The organism is Echinicola strongylocentroti (assembly GCF_003260975.1).
Lineage (GTDB): Bacteria > Bacteroidota > Bacteroidia > Cytophagales > Cyclobacteriaceae > Echinicola > Echinicola strongylocentroti.
This window is the reverse complement of record NZ_CP030041.1, coordinates 4093163-4110895: the sequence shown is the minus strand read 5'-3', so window position 1 is coordinate 4110895 and position 17733 is coordinate 4093163. Positions and strand designations below refer to the sequence as shown.

15 protein-coding genes are annotated in these 17733 nt (G+C 44.5%); 3 read left to right on the top strand and 12 right to left on the bottom strand.

The genetic code is table 11. The features are described from left to right. Window positions 1–47: 47 nt before the first annotated feature. From DN752_RS15960 to ilvD, 9 genes are all read right to left on the bottom strand, one after another. Window positions 48–635, bottom strand: a complete 588-nt coding sequence (locus DN752_RS15960) for a Crp/Fnr family transcriptional regulator (protein WP_112784873.1) — start codon at window positions 633–635, stop codon at window positions 48–50. Between the two features lie 436 nt (window positions 636–1071). Beyond that, window positions 1072–2139, bottom strand: coding sequence for a 3-isopropylmalate dehydrogenase (gene leuB / locus DN752_RS15955; RefSeq protein ID WP_112784872.1), 1068 nt, complete (start codon window positions 2137–2139; stop codon window positions 1072–1074). A 71-nt stretch (window positions 2140–2210) separates the two neighbouring features. Then, window positions 2211–3776: an alpha-isopropylmalate synthase regulatory domain-containing protein gene (locus DN752_RS15950; RefSeq protein WP_112784871.1), complete on the bottom strand. Its 1566-nt coding sequence runs from the start codon at window positions 3774–3776 to the stop codon at window positions 2211–2213. A gap of 104 nt (window positions 3777–3880) precedes the next feature. Then, the gene (gene leuD, locus DN752_RS15945; protein WP_112784870.1) at window positions 3881–4474 is read right to left on the bottom strand and encodes a 3-isopropylmalate dehydratase small subunit; all 594 of its coding nucleotides are present in this window, start codon (window positions 4472–4474) and stop codon (window positions 3881–3883) included. Window positions 4475–4493: 19 nt separating this feature from the next. Beyond that, a complete protein-coding gene (leuC, locus tag DN752_RS15940) occupies window positions 4494–5891 on the bottom strand; it encodes a 3-isopropylmalate dehydratase large subunit (RefSeq protein ID WP_112784869.1) in 1398 nt (465 codons plus the stop codon). 163 nt (window positions 5892–6054) lie between these two features. Next, window positions 6055–7098: a ketol-acid reductoisomerase gene (gene ilvC / locus DN752_RS15935; RefSeq protein ID WP_112784868.1), complete on the bottom strand. Its 1044-nt coding sequence runs from the start codon at window positions 7096–7098 to the stop codon at window positions 6055–6057. An 11-nt stretch (window positions 7099–7109) separates the two neighbouring features. Beyond that, window positions 7110–7613 (bottom strand): acetolactate synthase small subunit, encoded by a 504-nt coding sequence (gene ilvN / locus DN752_RS15930; RefSeq protein ID WP_112784867.1) that lies wholly within the window; start codon window positions 7611–7613, stop codon window positions 7110–7112. A gap of 93 nt (window positions 7614–7706) precedes the next feature. Further along, complete coding sequence (gene ilvB / locus DN752_RS15925) at window positions 7707–9401, bottom strand: biosynthetic-type acetolactate synthase large subunit (protein WP_112784866.1); 1695 nt, start codon at window positions 9399–9401, stop codon at window positions 7707–7709. 142 nt (window positions 9402–9543) lie between these two features. After that, a complete protein-coding gene (gene ilvD, locus DN752_RS15920) occupies window positions 9544–11226 on the bottom strand; it encodes a dihydroxy-acid dehydratase (protein WP_112784865.1) in 1683 nt (560 codons plus the stop codon). A gap of 660 nt (window positions 11227–11886) precedes the next feature. Here ilvD and ispE point away from each other — a divergent pair. Continuing rightward, window positions 11887–12693, top strand: coding sequence for a 4-(cytidine 5'-diphospho)-2-C-methyl-D-erythritol kinase (ispE, locus tag DN752_RS15915; protein WP_112784864.1), 807 nt, complete (start codon window positions 11887–11889; stop codon window positions 12691–12693). A gap of 38 nt (window positions 12694–12731) precedes the next feature. Here the strand turns inward: ispE and DN752_RS15910 are convergent, their stop codons facing one another. From DN752_RS15910 to tgt, 3 genes are read right to left on the bottom strand one after another with little or no spacing between them, the layout of a single operon-like run. Further along, complete coding sequence (locus tag DN752_RS15910) at window positions 12732–13652, bottom strand: DMT family transporter (protein WP_112784863.1); 921 nt, start codon at window positions 13650–13652, stop codon at window positions 12732–12734. A 4-nt stretch (window positions 13653–13656) separates the two neighbouring features. Beyond that, window positions 13657–14730, bottom strand: coding sequence for an LptF/LptG family permease (locus tag DN752_RS15905; RefSeq protein ID WP_211324247.1), 1074 nt, complete (start codon window positions 14728–14730; stop codon window positions 13657–13659). Further along, on the bottom strand, window positions 14730–15860 hold the full coding sequence (gene tgt / locus DN752_RS15900; RefSeq protein ID WP_112784861.1) for a tRNA guanosine(34) transglycosylase Tgt: 1131 nt from the start codon (window positions 15858–15860) through the stop codon (window positions 14730–14732). Before tgt ends, DN752_RS15905 begins: the two co-directional genes overlap by 1 nt. Window positions 15861–15992: 132 nt before the next feature. Between tgt and DN752_RS15895 the strand changes: the two genes are divergently transcribed. Together DN752_RS15895 and DN752_RS15890 are read left to right on the top strand one after the other, a co-directional pair. Continuing rightward, window positions 15993–17123 (top strand): glycosyltransferase, encoded by a 1131-nt coding sequence (locus tag DN752_RS15895; RefSeq protein WP_112784860.1) that lies wholly within the window; start codon window positions 15993–15995, stop codon window positions 17121–17123. Continuing rightward, the gene (locus DN752_RS15890) at window positions 17114–17725 is read left to right on the top strand and encodes an RNA polymerase sigma factor (protein WP_112784859.1); all 612 of its coding nucleotides are present in this window, start codon (window positions 17114–17116) and stop codon (window positions 17723–17725) included. The genes DN752_RS15895 and DN752_RS15890 overlap by 10 nt, the downstream gene beginning before the upstream one ends. The last annotated feature ends 8 nt before the right edge of the window (window positions 17726–17733 follow it).

The window sequence follows — 17733 nt, the reverse complement described above, 5'->3', positions numbered from 1 at the left end:
AACGGATCATTTTTCCGTCAATTTCGCCCTTCATGACCACCTTTACATTAACCTAGGTTAACGAGCCCCATTTTTCTCCTAATGCGACTAAGCGCCACAGGAGTAATCCCGAGATAGGAGGCAATAAAATGTTGCTTGATCCTTTTCTCCAAATCAGGATATTCCTCCAAAAACCCTCGGTACCTCTCCTCCGCAGAAAGCTGCAAAAGTTCCCTTTCCCGCTTTTCTTTTTTGGCGTACCCTTTCGTCAGCATGGCAATCAAAAAATCCTTCCAAACGGGATCGACGCGGTACATCCCCAACCACCTTTCATAATCAATGGTTACTAATTGGGCATCTTCCAATGCTTGAATAAAAAAATAAGAAGGCTTTCCTGTCTGCATAGAAGTATAAGCGGTAGGAAAACTTCCCTCCTGAAAAAAGCCTTTGGTGACTTCATTACCATCGGCATCTGCATAATATATCCGAAACAGCCCCTTGTCCACAAAACCAAACGAGCGGGGCACCTGCCCTTCTCTAATCCAGTGCTCCCCACTGGAAAACCGCCTAATTTGACTTATCGCTTTCAGTCCCTTGATTCCTGTCTCATCAAGGTCAATCAGTGACTGTATCGTGTTGATAAGGTTTTTGGTCATAAAGATGAAGTTAGTAAAAAAACAGACAACACTTGGTGCAGTGATGCCAGAAAACAAACCGAAGCTTGCCCCTTTCAAACACCACATATAAGGAAATGTAATTCCATATCCCTGTCTAAGCTTTTCACATATCCGAATTTCAATTCCCCATATATTACGGTTCGGGATTTCAAATCCCGAACAGCAAAATTCCTATTACACCCATCGGGTTCAATACCGTTTAGTCAGTGTATTTATCTTTAGCAATAGGGAACTCCATAAAAAAATCAGTGCATATCTTATCAATCCGCGTCATCAGCGTACTATTAGAACCAACCACAATTCCGCAACTTTTCCGCATGATCGAGCATAAGCACCATCAAAAACCTTCCATCAATAAAAAACGGAACCCAAAGATGAGTTCCGTTTTCCACTATTCATATCAATTAAATCTCCTTTACTTCAATATTTGCTCTGCCAGCCAATCACCTACTTCAGAGGTTTTGCTAGGCTTGCTCTCTTCTGCGATATCTTCGGTCACCACACCTTCGGCCAGTGAACGGTTCACCACATCAGTGATGGCCTGCGCTTCGTCTTTCAAGTCAAACGCATATTCAAACATCATCGCAGCAGAAAGTACTGTAGCCAATGGATTGGCAATGTCTTTTCCAGCTGCCTGCGGATAAGAACCGTGGATCGGCTCAAACAACTTCACATCAGTCCCCAGAGAAGCTGAAGGCATCAATCCCATGGATCCGCTGATCACACTGGCCTCATCGGTAAGGATGTCCCCGAAGAGATTTTCGGTAATCAACACATCATATGCCTTTGGCCACTGGACAAGTCGCATGGCTACGGCATCCACAAACTCATATTCCACTTTTACATCTGGATATTCTGGCTCCAGCTCCTGTACAGTTTCTCTCCACAGGCGGGAAGTGGCTAGCACGTTGGCCTTATCCACACAGGTCAATAATTTTCTTCTCTTTTGGGCAAACTCAAAGCCCATTCGTGCCAATCTGGTGATTTCCTCTTTGGTGTACACATTGGTATCGAAGGCCTTGGTACCTTGCTCATTACGGCCTCTCGGCTCTCCAAAGTAAATACCACCTGTCAACTCTCTCAAGAACACCAAATCAGTACCCTCAATTCGCTCTTTCTTCAATGGCGATTTATGGATCAATGAAGGAAAAGTAAATGTAGGCCGAACGTTGGAAAAAAGTCCCAGTTTCTTTCTCATGGCCAGCAGCCCTTGTTCAGGCCTAACTTTGGCCTTGGGGTCATTATCGTATTTTGGATCGCCAATGGCACCGAACAATACCGCATCTGCCTGTAGACATACCTCGTGGGTTTCGTCAGGGTAAGGGTTTCCAGTAGCATCAATGGCCGCCGCTCCGACTATGGCTTCTTTAAAAGTTATGGTATGGCCAAATTTCTTTCCTACAGCTTTGACCACTTTTACCGCTTGTTCGATCACTTCGGGGCCGATACCATCACCTGGTAGCAGCGCTATATTCATTTCCATACAAATTTTTATTTTCTTGTTTTAATGTACTATAATTCTTATGGTCACACTGAATCTCGCTTGCTTGATAATCAAGCCTTCGTGAGATGCTCTTGTCTTGCTCGATTTCCTGTATTGATTTGTTCGATGATATTGAGCATTTTTTCTGTGGCCATCATGGCAGCCACAGTCTGGTCGCTGTCCAGTCCTTTGGTCTTGATGATCCTTCCGTAGTCCCAGGTGATAACGGTTTCCACAAAGGCATCAGTTTTGCCACCTGGAGGTATACTTACGCTAAAATCAGTCAACTTGGGAAGTTTTTTATTGAGCGACTTGTAGATACTTTGCAGGGCCAGCATAAATGAGTCAAACTGCCCATTGCCTGAAGCATGAGCCTCATAGAATTCGTCATAAAATTTCAATTTCAGCTGTACCGTGGGCTTAAGCCCTTTGGAATGCGTCATGTGGTACCCTTCTATGCTAATGTCCTTCTTGATGGAGTTGTTCTGAAGCACATCAGAAATGATATAAGGAAGGTCCTCCGTGGTCACTCGTTCCTTACGATCTCCCAGCTCGATGATCTTTTGGGTGACTTTGCTCAGCTCTTCCGGCTCCAGTTCGATACCCAGCTCCATCAGGTTTTTGAGGATATTGGCCTTGCCCGAAGTCTTGCCCAAGGCGTACTTTCTGGTCCGGCCAAAACGTTCTGGTAAGAGATCGTTAAAATAAAGATTCTTCTTATTGTCCCCATCGGCATGTATTCCTGCGGTCTGGGTGAATACATTTTCTCCCACTACCGGCTTATTGGAAGGAATATGAAGTCCCGAAAACTGCTCTACCAACTTACTGATACGGTAGATTTTATTTTCTTGGACATTCAGCTTTACACCTGTAAAATCAGTAATAGTGGCTACAATACTCTCCAGTGGAGCATTCCCTGCCCGCTCTCCAAGGCCATTTATAGTCGTATGGACGCCAGAAGCCCCATTGGTAATGGCCTCCATGACATTGGCCACAGACAGGTCATAGTCATTATGTGCATGAAAGTCAAAGTGCACATCAGGAAAAGAACTGCTTACCAATCCCACAAATTCCGCTACTTCCGCAGGCTTCAAAATCCCCAATGTATCCGGTAGCATCACCCTCTCTACCTTTTGCCCTGCTAAAAATGCAATCAGTTTTAAGGTATATTCTCTGGAGTGGCGCATTCCGCTACTCCAGTCTTCCAAGTAGACATTCACAGCGATATCCTTCTCGTTGGCATAAGCAATGCACTTTTGGATATCGGCAAAATGCTCCTCTGGAGTTTTCTTAAGCTGGTGGGTGAGGTGATTGAGAGAACCTTTGGTCAAGAGGTTAAGGACTTTGGCACCTGCTTCTGTCAGCCAATCCACCGATGCCGGCGTGTCCACAAAACCCAACACTTCTACCTTGTCCAAGTACCCTCTCTCAGCAGCCCAATGCGTAATTTTCTTTACCCCTTCAAGCTCTCCTTCAGAAACCCTTGCGGATGCCACCTCTATCCTGTCCACCTTCAGCTCCTCCAGCAGCAGTTTAGCTATCTGGAGTTTTTCAGAAGGCAAAAAGGACACGCCTGAGGTCTGTTCACCATCCCGCAGCGTGGTATCCATGATTTCTATTTTCTTATCAAGACGCATAATGTAATAGTAGCTAGTATTGAGGAATCAAGTATAGCTAGACGAATAAGGTATTCAAGCCAAGGTAAACGTTACCATGGCTTGAATAAACATTGCTAGACTTATTATTTTCTCGTTTTTTCGAATTCAACGATCTGATCTTTCATGTTCAGCAAGTAATCGATATCATCAAAACCATTTTGCATGTTTTGTTTCTTGTAAGAATTGATATCAAAAGATTCTGAACTTCCGGTACTAAGAAGAGTGATGGTCTGTTTGGCGATATCTATCTCCACTTCCGTAGAAGCATCTTTCTCCACTTCCGCAAAAATCTCATCCAAAAACGCTGGAGTAATTGTCACTGGCAGAATACCAACATTCAGGGCGTTGTTTTTAAAGATATCCGCAAAGAAGCTGGACACCACACATCTAAATCCATAATCATATATCGCCCAAGCAGCATGCTCACGGCTGGATCCTGAACCAAAGTTTTTGCCAGCTACCAATACTTTACCGGAGTAAGTAGGGTCATTCAGCACAAAATCAGCTTTGGGCTTCCCATCACTGTCATATCTCCAATCCATGAACAAGCTTTCTCCGAAACCTTTCCTTTCGGTAGCTTTCAAAAACCTTGCAGGGATGATCTGGTCCGTATCCACATTTTCGGTAGGCAACGGAACCACTGTACTTTTTAATAAATTGAACTTATCGTAAGCCATTTTTAGATCGATTTTTTAATTAAACTTCACGAGGATCTGCCACTTCACCGGTAATGGCCACAGCCGCTACAGTCAATGGTGACGCCAGCAAGGTCCTTGCTCCTGGTCCCTGACGACCTTCAAAGTTCCTGTTGGAGGTAGATACAGCGTATTTACCAGCAGGAATCTTGTCGTCGTTCATGGCCAGACAAGCAGAACATCCAGGCTGTCGCAATTTAAAACCAGCTTCCTCAAGGATAGTTACCAGCCCTTCTTCAATGGCTTGGTTTTCCACCTCTCTAGATCCTGGTACGATCCACGCTGTGATATTGTCCGCCTTTCTCTTTCCTTTCACAAATTCCGCTACTGCACGGATATCTTCGATTCGGCCATTGGTACAGCTTCCCACGAAGACATAATCAATCTTTTTACCTTTGATGGGCTCACCAGGCTGAAAGCCCATGTAATCCAATGACTTCAGGTAGGTCTTTTTGTTGCTGCCTTCCATACCGTCTGTGGTAGGAATGATATCTTTGATCTTGATGCCCATACCAGGGTTGGTACCATAAGTGATCATCGGCTCGATGTCCTCGGCATCATAGGTATATTCCAAATCAAATTCAGCACCCTCGTCGGTTTTCAGGGATTTCCAGTAGGCTAAGGCCTTATCCCAATCTTCTCCTTTAGGTGCATGCTCTTTTCCTTTAAGGTAGTTAAAAGTTACCTCATCCGGAGCGATCAGTCCACCCCTTGCACCCATCTCGATACTCATGTTACAGATGGTCATTCTCGCTTCCATGCTGAGGCTTTGAATGGCCGAACCTGCGTATTCTATAAAATATCCCGTACCACCGCTGGCAGAGATTTTTGAGATGATGTAAAGGATAATATCTTTAGAGGTCACTCCCTTGCCAAGCTCACCGTTTACGGTAATCCGCATACGCTTGGGCTTGGACTGCATGATGCATTGTGAAGCAAACACCATTTCCACCTCACTGGTACCTATCCCAAAGGCTATCGCCCCGAAAGCACCGTGCGTAGACGTATGGCTATCTCCACACACAATGGTCATACCCGGCTGGGTAATCCCCAATTCTGGACCAATAACGTGCACGATACCATGGTGGTTTGTCCCCAGGTCGTGCAGTTCAATTCCGTATTTGCTACAATTTTCGCGTAGCTTTTCCACCTGCATGCGGGAAAGCTTATCTTTAATGGTTTTGTCCTGATCGATGGTCGGTACGTTGTGATCAGGAGTGGCTACCGTGCGCTCAGGAAAGAGCACGTTGTTACCTCGGTTTTCAAGGTTTAGGAATGCCACAGGACTGGTGACTTCATGGATAAAATGCTTATCTATGAAAAACACATCAGGCCCACCCGGAACGGATTTGACTACGTGTTCGTCCCATACTTTGTCAAATAATGTTTTCTTTTCCATCGCTTCTGTTGTCAATCGTCATAAAGTTCGGGAGGAACAGGTACAAAACATCTCCAATTTTTACCTATTCCTCCCAAAAGTACACTTTTGGGAAAGTCTATAATTCATAACACAATAGGAGTTTATTTTAATTCCCAGTGTTAGACTTTCCGTCAAGTTAAAATTAGTTATTCTCTGGTCTCAGCTGACGTACAGTAGCGCCGGCCTTCCACATTTCAGAATCCCTCAATTCGCTGAGTTCTTCTTCCAGTTTCTCTCTGTAGTCTGCTTTACTGTTTGACTCGATGGATTTAGCAGCTTCTTTGCCATCTTTTACGCTTTTGTAAAGTTGCTCAAATACTGGCTTGGAAGCATCTCTGAAAGGCTTCCACCAGTCAAGGGCACCTCTTTGGGCAGTAGTAGAACAGTTGGCATACATCCAATCCATGCCGTTTTCGGCTACAAGTGGCATCAAGCTTTGCGTCAATTCTTCCACTGTTTCGTTAAATGCTTCAGATGGAGAGTGACCATTTTCCCTCAACACTTCGTACTGGGCAGCAAAAATCCCTTGGATAGCTCCCATCAAGGTACCTCTTTCGCCAGTAAGGTCAGAAGTAACTTCTCTGTAGAAGTCAGTCTCAAACAAATATCCTGAACCTACACCGATACCAAGCGCAATGACTTTTTCTCGTGCTTTGCCAGTGGCATCCTGATAGATGGCAAAAGAAGAATTCAATCCTCTACCTTCTACAAACATTCTTCTCAAGGAAGTACCAGAACCTTTAGGTGCTACCAAGATCACGTCCACGTCTTCTGGTGGCACGATACCTGTCTGGTCATTGTATGTCACCCCAAATCCGTGGGAGAAGTAAAGGGCTTTCCCTGGAGTAAGGTGCTTCTTAACAGTTGGCCACAATGCAATTTGACCTGCATCAGAAAGTAAGAACTGAAGGATAGTGCCTTTTTCACAAGCTTCTTCAAGCTCAAAAAGTGTCTCGCCAGGAACCCAGCCATCAGCGACAGCCTTGTCCCATGTTTTGGAGTTTTTACGCTGTCCGACGATGACATTAAAACCGTTGTCCTTAAGGTTCAGGGCTTGACCTGGGCCTTGCACACCATAACCAAGTACGGCAATCACCTCGTCTTTAAGTACTTCTCTGGCTTTCTCAAGAGGGAATTCTTCTCTTGTTACTACATCTTCTTCAACTGTTCCGAATTTCAGTTTCATTGTTTCTAAATTTAATTATTCAAATATTGTTCAATTGTTCCCATTGGTTTGGCCACGGCCACTCTACCTGATCTGGCAAATTCGAGGATGTTAAAATCCTTCAAAATCTCCAGTAAGGCCTTGGTGTCTTCTTTATGACCGGTCATTTCGATCACTACAAACTCTTTCTCGGCGGATATGATCCGGGCATTGTATTGCCTGATCACTTTCTCCAATCCCGGGTCAAGACTGCTGATCGGTATTTTGTACAGGGCAATTTCCTGGTACACCACTTCGTCATCTTTATAATAAAACGACTTGATCACATCTATGATCTTCTCGGTTTGCTTGACGATCTGGAGGACCTGATCTTCTGTGGTGGTCACCTCAATGGTGATCCTGTGCACACCATCTTCCTTACTCTCCGAAGCGGTAAGGGCATCTATATTCACTCCCCTTCTGGTAAAGATCAAGGTAACTCTATTCAGGATACCAATGAAATTTTCGGTAAAAAGGGATACGGTATATCGATTCATAATTTAGTATCTAGTATCTAGTATCAAGTAACTGGTGTTTTTGGACTATCCTCCATTCAGGCACCCGGAATCCGGGAGGCCTGTCATGACCACTTAGCTCAGTCTGACTTCCTCTACAGAACATCCTGTCGGAATCATTGGGAATACATTATCCTCTTTTTCTACCACTACCTCAAGAAAATAAGGACCTTCATGGATCATCATCTCTGCCACTGTATCACTTAGATTTTCCCTTTCGGTCACCTTGGTGGCCTTCATATTATAGGCTTCAGCAATTTTGACAAAATCAGGATTGTCCAGTTCTGTGAACGAATACCGCTTATCAAAGAACAGCTGCTGCCACTGCCGTACCATCCCGAGGAAGTCATTGTTCAACAAGACTACTTTTACCGGTGCTTTGGTCTGCATAATGGTACCCAGCTCCTGAATGGTCATCTGGATACCACCATCACCCACCACACAGACCACTTGTCGACTTAGATCCGCCAACTGTGCTCCGAGGGCAGCAGGCAAGCTAAAGCCCATGGTCCCCAGACCACCGGAAGTCACTTGTGTCCTGGTAGTTTTATATTTAAAATATCTCCATGCTATCATCTGGTGCTGTCCTACATCGGTGACCAATACAGCGTCATCTTTCTTATAGTCATTGATATATCGAATTACTTCCCCCATAGTCAGGCCGATTTTGGTAGGAAGCAAGTCAAGGGATACCACTGCACTTTTCTCTTTTTCTTCCAATGTCCTGAACGCTGCCAACCACTCATCGTGCTTTCCTTCGTTGACTTTTTCGGTCAGCATTGGAAGACTTTCTTTGCAATCCCCCAGTACAGACACTGCACACTTCACGTTTTTATCGATCTCTGCATTGTCAAGCTCTAGGTGGACCACTTTGGCCTGCTTGGCATATCGCTTCAGGTCACCGGTCACCCGATCATCAAAACGCATCCCCACCGCGATCAGTACGTCACATTGGTTGGTCAGCAGATTGGGAGCATAGTTACCGTGCATTCCGAGCTTACCTACATATTGTGGATGGTCCTCAGAAAGTGCTCCTGACCCTAACAAGGTACAAGCTGCGGGGATTCCTGTCTTGTCCAAAAAGGCCTTGAATTCTTCCTCAGCATTACCGATTACAACACCTTGCCCAAAAAGCACATAAGGTTTTTTGGCGGCATTGATGACTTCAGCGGCTGCGGTGATTTCACTGTCCTTCACTATAGGATATGGACGGTAAGATCTGATGCCCAAGCAAGGTACATAATTAAACTCTGACAATTCATTCTGGGCATCCTTGGTAATATCTATCAGTACAGGCCCCGGTCTTCCCGACCTCGCTATATGAAAGCCTTTTGCAATGGCTGGGGCTATATCCGCTGCTTTTCTTACTTGGATGTTCCACTTGGTCCCCGGCATAGAAAAACCCACTACATCGGTTTCTTGGAAAGCATCTGTACCTAACAGCGGCGAGGCTACTTGGCCAGTGATGCAGACCAGAGGAGTGCTATCAATCTGGGCGTCGGCTATACCTGTGATCAGGTTAGTCGCACCAGGCCCAGAAGTAGCCATGCATACACCGACTTTTCCGGAGACGCGTGCATACCCCTGTGCAGCGTGGATTGCTCCCTGTTCATGTCTCGTCAGTACATGTTTGATTTGGTCCGCGTAATCATAGAGTGCATCATACACAGGCATGATAGCACCTCCTGGGTATCCGAAAATGTAATCGCAATTTTCAGCTACCAGGGATTTGATCACGATCTCAGCTCCTCTGATTCTCGAATCTTTCATGTGTTTATAATTGATTTGTAAAGATCACATGGCATCTCCCATGATAATGTCACCTCTCTACGTGTCGTTGACGTCATGCTTGATTTCATGTGTAACTAAATTATATTTGAGGTTTAGGTCTCATCTTGGTTGGTCTATTGTCTCACTGCTTGTCAGTAACACAACCCTCAGATGCGGTAGACACCAATTGGACATATTTCTTTAACGTGCCTTGAAGATGGCTCAAGTCTTTATTTTTCCAGTTTTTCTTACGCTCTGCAAATTCAGCTTCGCTTACGTCCACCCTGATCTCCATCGTTCCGGCATCAATAGTAATCTTGTCTCCATTCTGGATCAAGCCTATTGGGCCGCCCACATACGCCTCGGGCGTTACGTGTCCTACTACAAAACCATGGGTACCTCCAGAGAACCTACCATCTGTGATCAGCGCCACATCCGAACCTAGGCCTGCACCGATAATAATGGAAGTAGGTTTCAACATTTCTGGCATTCCAGGTCCACCTTTTGGTCCGACATAGCGAATGACCACCACATCACCTTTTTGGATTTCCTTGTTTTTCATGGCTGCATTTGCAGAAGGCTCATCATCAAATACCTTGGCGGTTCCCGTGAAGGACTTTCCTTCTTTACCGGAAATCTTGGCCACGGCACCTTCAGGAGCTAAGTTACCATGAAGTACGCACAAATGCCCTGATTCTTTGATGGGATTGTCCAGCGGGTGGATCACACTTTCCTTGGACGGATTTACCGGCTCTATGTCAGCAAGGTTCTCGGCCAATGTTTTACCGGTAACGGTCAAGCAATCGCCGTGAAGCAATCCTTCGTTCAGGAAGTACTTCAAGAATGCAGGCAAACCGCCCATTTCGTAAAGATCCTCCATCATGAATTTACCACTTGGCTTGAAGTCCCCCAACACAGGTGTCTCAGCATTGATTCGCTTAAAGTCCTCAAGGGTAAAATCAATTTCTGCTGTTCTGGCTATCGCCAGAATATGGAGTGCAGCATTGGTACTACCACCAAGCGCTACGGTAACTCTCACGGCATTCTCAAGGCTCTTTTTGGTGATGATATCTTTTGGTTTGATATCCAAAGCCAATAGCTGCTTGATGTATTTGCCTATATTCTTACATTCTTCTCTCTTTTCTTTGGAAGTAGCTGGATAGGATGAGCTGAAAGGCAGGGACAGCCCCATGGCTTCAATCGCTGAGGACATGGTATTGGCAGTGTACATGCCGCCACATGCGCCAGCACCTGGGCAGGCATTCTTGATCACACCCATATAATCCTCATCGGAAATCTGGCCATTGATCCGCTTACCGTATGCTTCAAAAGCCGAAACAATGTTCAGTTTCTCCCCTTTATAGTTTCCAGACCTGATCGTCCCGCCAAAGACCATGATCCCCGGACGGTTTACGCGAAGCATTCCCATCACCACACCCGGCATGTTCTTATCACATCCAGGAATGGTCACCACACCGTCAAAAGAATGTCCCAAGATGAATGACTCGATCGAGTCTGCTATCACCTCTCTGGAGGGAAGGCTGTATTGCATCCCGGATGTTCCCATGGACTGACCATCGGAAATACCTATTGTGTTAAAAATAAAGCCTGAAAGGTCTGCTTCATTTGTGGATGCTTTGATATCCTCCGCAAAACTGTTCAAGTGCATGTTGCACGGGTTACTTTCATAGCCACAACTTGCTACCCCCACAAAGGGTTGCTTCATCTTTTTATCAGTGATGCCCGTGGCATATAACATGGCCATGGCTGCCGGATTCTCCTCATTATCACTGATTTCCCAACTATATTTCTTAGAATTACTCATTATATATACGATCTTCTGTTATTCCTTTATAAAAAAAAGTGCCTCACGATATGAGGCACTTTATTGTTTTATGGATGTTTTACAATAGTCTAGCGCCTCATTTACAGTTGAAAATGAGAATGACAATGAGGTTAATGACGCTGACTACTCTTAACATGTTTTTTGTGTTTAGTGGTATCTTATCTTCGTTTTTTCTAATTGCTTAACAAAAGTAAAACCCTATTTTGAGACTTACAATATTTTATTTCTTTTTTTAAAATGAATTAAAAATTAAACTATTGCGTACCTAATAAAACACTTTAGTTTTAGGCCAATTTTTTATGTAATGCGCTTTTTTATGCTTTTTTAGAAAAATATTTTTTCAATTTTCGAAATTTTCTTCTGATTTCCAAAAAAATTAAATTTTTGTTAAAAAAATCTCGAATATCGAGGTGTAAAACCAACTTTTAGCCCCTTTTTCACATCAATCCCCAACATTTTCATGACAATTTAAAAATTTCGCAAAAATTAATACGCACTTTCTCATGGTTTCACATCTATTGTTCTAGACAGAACACACATTTACCTAAACTACTTTGACGAGCTTTATTTCTTATTGTTGACACTTTTTCTCCATCTGCTATTATCTTTACCCATTCTAGATAAAAAAACAATCAAGCCATGGTACATTTTCCAAACGCCAAGATCAACTTAGGTTTATCCATCACCGGAAAACGAAAAGATGGTTACCACGACATCTCTACTTGCATGGTTCCTGTCCCTCTTCAGGACGCCTTGGAAATCACTTTTGCCGATAAAACCAGCTTCAAAAGTACCGGTCTGCCTATCCCCGGCCAAGAAAAAGACAACCTTATCCTTAAAGCGTTCAAGCTCATGAGGAAGGATTTTAATGATCTTCCCCATGTACACTTTCATTTGCACAAGGCCATCCCCATGGGCGCTGGCCTTGGAGGCGGCTCCGCTGATGCCGCTTTTGCACTTACCATGATGAACAGCATGTTTGACCTCCACTTGGAGAACTGGTTCTTGGAGGATTATGCCGCACAGGTCGGCAGCGATTGCCCGTTTTTTATCGAAAACAGCCCTAAGATCGCCACAGGAAGAGGGGAAATATTGGAAGATATCAACATCGATCTAAAAGGCTACCATATCATCCTGATCAACCCAAACATCCACATTGGCACGAAGGAAGCCTATGCGGGCGTAACGCCCAAACACCCTGAATTTGACCTCAGGGAGACCATTGCTGACCGCAGCCTATGGAAAGATCGGTTGGTCAATGATTTTGAAGCCAGCATACTCGGAAAGCATCCAGAAATCACACAGATAAAAGAAAAGCTCTACGAAAAGGGTGCTTTTTATGCCGCCATGTCGGGCTCTGGTTCTACTGTCTTTGGGCTTTTTGAGGAAGAAACCAACCCGGGCAAATGGCCAGAGGGGTACTTTACTTTTGTTGGGAAACTGTAGTGTTCGTATTAAAACACCTACAAAAGCATTGCTCTGGCTCACTGCATTCTTAACAATTGCTTGTTCTTTTTTCTTTTATATAGGAAATTAAAAACAGGATACATGATCACTGAAGCCAATATGATCAGTGTGCCCATATAAAATCCTGGCGTCATTTTTTCTTGTTCTCCGAAAATCAGCACCGCAAGAGCAATCCCATAAACGGGCTCAAGATTTACCGTGAGGTTAATCACAAAAACACTCAAACGCCTCATCAATTCCACCGAAACAGAAAAAGCATAAACAGTACACACCCCGCCTAGCAGCAAAAGCCAAAACCAATCCATGGGAGCTGGAATAAGCTGCAAACCTTCTTCACCGGCCCATAGCTTCACATAAACAGGCATAAATAACAGCGAAAACAAACAGGCACCCATCATTTCATAGAACGTAATCACATAAGCAGAATGCTTTTTGGTCAACTGGCCGTTGCTCACCGTGAAGCATGCTCCCAAAAAAGCAGCCCCAACAGCCATGGCCAGTCCCTTCCAGTGCTCCACCTCAAATCTAAAAATCACATACAGCCCCACCAAGACCACTATTCCCAGCATCACTTCATACCATTTGATGTTGGTCTTGTTTACCCAAGGCTCAATGAATGCTGTCCATAAGGAGCAAGTGGCCACACCAGCCAGACAGACCGAAGCGGTGGACACCCTTACCGCACCAAAAAACAAGATCCAATGCAGCCCTATCAGCATCCCTGTCCCCAGCACTTTGGCCAGTTCCTTCGATGGCAATCTCACTTTTCTCCCTTGGATCAAAAACAAAATGCCAAGAATCAAGGAAGCTAAAAGCGTCCTATAAAACACGATTTCTACGGCAGGTATGACGATCAAGAGCCCCAAAATAGCGGTAAATCCCCAAATCAACACCGTAAGGTGAAGCATCAAATAATCTTTGGCAGTGGTGCTGGCCATAGGGCTATCTCGGAATCGTTTTGTACATAATCAATCCCGTAATCGCAAAAATGATATTGGGTGACCAGACTGCCAGTATCGGGTAGGGTGTACCCGCCTCTGCAAATGTTCTGGACAATAAAAACAAAATGATATATACAAAAGCCAATAAGAAGCCCATAGCTATCTTAAATCCTGATCCTCCACGCGTCTTCTTAGAAGAGACAATCACCCCAATAAAAGTCAGAATAATGGCCGCAAATGGAGACATAAAACGCACATAACGCTCGATCTTATAGAAATTCACATTATCGGCACCACGGTCCTCCAAGACTTTTATTTGCCTGCTCAATTCCGGCAAGTTTAAGGTTTCATGGTGATTGGGCGGGAGGTCAAAATCCGCTGGGGTAATAGAAAGTACCGTATCCAACTCCTCTCCCACTTGATACGCTTCCCCCATATCCTCTAATGTCCGGATTTTATAATTCCTCATCTCCCAAGCGTTGACAGCCGTATCCCAGACGATACGATCAGCAGAAAGCTTGGATATTAGTTTACCGTCTTCGATATGCTCCAGCGTAAATGTATAGCCTGTTTTCGGGCCAGTATAATACTTGCTGATATAGGCATATACATCAGGCGCTACTTTAACGTGAAAATTCTGATAGTTGTACTGAGCATCATCCTCTAGGTATTCTACTTTAAAACTGTACACCCCGGCGGTGGCTCCTGGAAGCACCCAGCCATTGAGGAGAAAACTCGCCAACGCAATCATGGAAGCCCCGACCAAAAAAGGCCTTAACATCCGCATAAAACTCACCCCGCTACTCAATATCGCCACGATCTCTGTCCTACCGGCCATACGCGAAGTAATAAAAATCACGGAGATAAACACCGTAATGGGCGTTAGCAGGTTGTTCAGGTACAGTCCATAGTTAAACATGTACTTGGCGATCTCGCCAGTGGGCACATCATTCCGGATAAAATCATCATTCTTCTCTGTGAAATCCAACACCAATACAATCAAGATCAGCATCAAGACCACAAAAAAGTAGGTCTTCAGGAAATCCTTAATGATCAGTTTATCCAGTAGTTTTATCATAACCTTGTGCTTACTTTTTTCACCATCTCATCCTTCCAAGCGGCAAATTCCCCTGATTTGATTTTCTCCCTCGCCTCTGCCACCAGCCAAAGGTAAAAACTAAGGTTGTGAACACTGGCAATCTGAGCAGCCAGAATCTCCTTGCTCACGGTGAGGTGACGAAGGTAGGCCCTGGAATAGAAACTGCTTACGTAACTGTTGATATTGGGGTCAATCGGTGAGAAGTCATCCTTCCATTTCTCATTACGCATGTTCATGATTCCCTCAGAGGTAAAAAGCATCCCATTCCGTGCATTACGTGTAGGCATCACACAGTCAAACATGTCCACTCCTAGGGCAATGCATTCCAGAATATTTGCAGGAGTCCCCACTCCCATAAGGTACCGTGGCTTGTCCCCTGGAAGGATATCAGTCACCAGCTCGGTCATTTCGTACATCATTTCGGCTGGCTCACCCACGGAGAGCCCGCCGATGGCATTTCCTTCACGACCACAAGAAGCCACAAATTCGGCTGACTGTTTTCTCAGGTCCTTGTAAACGCTTCCCTGCACAATCGGGAACAGCGCTTGGCTATATCCGTATTTCCCAGAGGTGTTGTCCACTTGTTCAATACACCGCTTCAGCCAGCGATGGGTCATTTCCATGGAATTTCTGGCGTAGCCAAATTCGCAGGGGTAAGGTGTACACTCATCAAATGCCATGATAATATCCGCACCAATGCTCCGCTGGATGTCCATGACATATTCAGGCGTAAATTTATGTTTAGACCCATCAATATGCGATTTGAACAGCACTCCTTCCTCGGTGATTTTCCGTGTGCCGGCAAGTGAAAACACCTGATATCCACCACTATCAGTGAGGATCGGCTTATTCCATCCGTTAAACTTATGTAGGCCACCTGCTTTTTCCAACACATCCAGGCCTGGGCGCAAGTACAGGTGATAGGTATTCCCTAGGATAATCTGGGCTTTGACATCATAGGTAAGTTCCCGCTGATGAACCGCCTTTACCGATCCAGCGGTACCTACTGGCATAAATATCGGTGTCTGGATATCGCCATGGTCAGTTTTGACCACTCCCGTCCTCGCTTTGCTCTTAGGGTCTGTATTTTCTAGAATGAATTTCATCAATCATGCTTTTCAGTCAAGATCAAACGACCTTGTGCTGATTTAGTTATCAATTTAAGCACAAAAATATAAGCTTATACTTAAAAGAGTTGCTGTTTTTGATTTTATCTTTGTCGGGAAATCAAACTGCACATGATCATCGATTTGCTCTGGCTCATTTTAGGAGCTGCTACATTTATACAAATCACTTACTTATTGTTTATCTACGGCAAGCTTAGCTTCCAGTATCGTGAAACCAGAAAAACCACTCTCGACCATAATCAAGAAGGCGTAAGTATCATCATTGCTGCGCACAATGAAGAGGAGAACCTTCGTAAACTCATCCCGCTACTATTCCAGCAAAACTACCCCTTATTCGAAGTACTTATCATCAATGACCGCTCCACTGATGGAACAAGGCTCTTATTGGCGGAATTGATGAAAGAATTCCCACCACTAAGGACCGTAACGGTGGAGTACACCCCTGAACATGTCACTGCAAAAAAGTATGCGCTTACCCTAGGCATAAAAGTCGCCAAATATGACGTACTGCTGCTCACTGATGCAGACTGTATCCCTGTTTCGGAAAATTGGGCCATGCGCATGACCTCCCCTATCAGAAACAACCAAAAGATCTTTTCCTTGGGATATGGAGGCTACCACAAGGCCAAAGGCTTTCTCAACGCCCTGATCCAGTACGAAACTTGGTTTACAGCAATCCAATACTTTTCCTTTGCCCTATGGAAAGCTCCTTTTATGGGTGTCGGCCGTAATCTTGCGTATCGCCGCCAGTATTTCATGGATCAGAAGGCCTTCAAGGACCTTTGGCAGGTATTGGGAGGAGACGACGACCTCTATGTAAACAAACACGCAAAGAAAAACAATACCGCCGTGGTCATCCATCCAGAGGCAATCACCCGGTCGATTCCAAAAACAACTTTTAAAGAATATTACCTTCAGAAAACCAGGCACTATCAGGCAGGCAAATACTACAAGACCACTGACAAAGCCAAAATAGGACTTTATGCAATAAGTCATTTGTTTTTTTGGGCTACTGCCATAGCTTTGATCAGTATTACACAAAAATGGGAACCAATTGTCGTTATTGTCAGTATTATAGTAACAAGGGCATTGCTTCAGTTCTCCACATTTGACAGAGCTATTAAAAAAATCGAAGGTCAGAAGAAAGTGTTATGGATCATGTTTTTCGATTTGATGTATTTAAGTTATTTTTGGATTATTGGGGCTAAAGGTTACCTATCAAAGACAGTTAGATGGAAATAAACGAAAGAGGGTTCTCAGACAAAGCGCTAGAAGATTTTGACTTAATAGACCAGGCAGTAGACCAAAAAGACCAGCAAGCCTATGCCACGCTCATGAAGCGTTACAAAAAGGCCGTCTACTTTATGATCTTAAAAATGATCCGCGACGCCGATGATGCGGAAGACCTCACTATGGAGGCCTTTGCGAAGGCTTTTCGAAACCTCCATAAATTCAAGAAGGACTACACCTTCAGTACGTGGCTTTTTCGGATCGCCACGAACAATACGATCGACTTTATCCGAAAGAAAAAGCTCAAAACCATGAGCCTAAACAACACCCTGACCGATGACGGCGGCAATTCAGTCAATATCGATGTGGAAGATGATGACAACAATCCCCAGGATGAGTTCATCAAAAGCCAACGCATCGAAATGGTACGGATTTTTGTGGACAAACTTCCCGCTAAATATCGAAAACTAGTTAAGTTGAGGTATTTTGATGAGCTGTCCTATGATGAAATCGCCCAAGAACTGGACAAACCATTGGGCACCGTAAAGGCCCAACTGCACCGATCCAGGGAGCTTCTTTATGAAATAGCCCAAGGTAAACAGAAACACATTTAGCCTTTTGT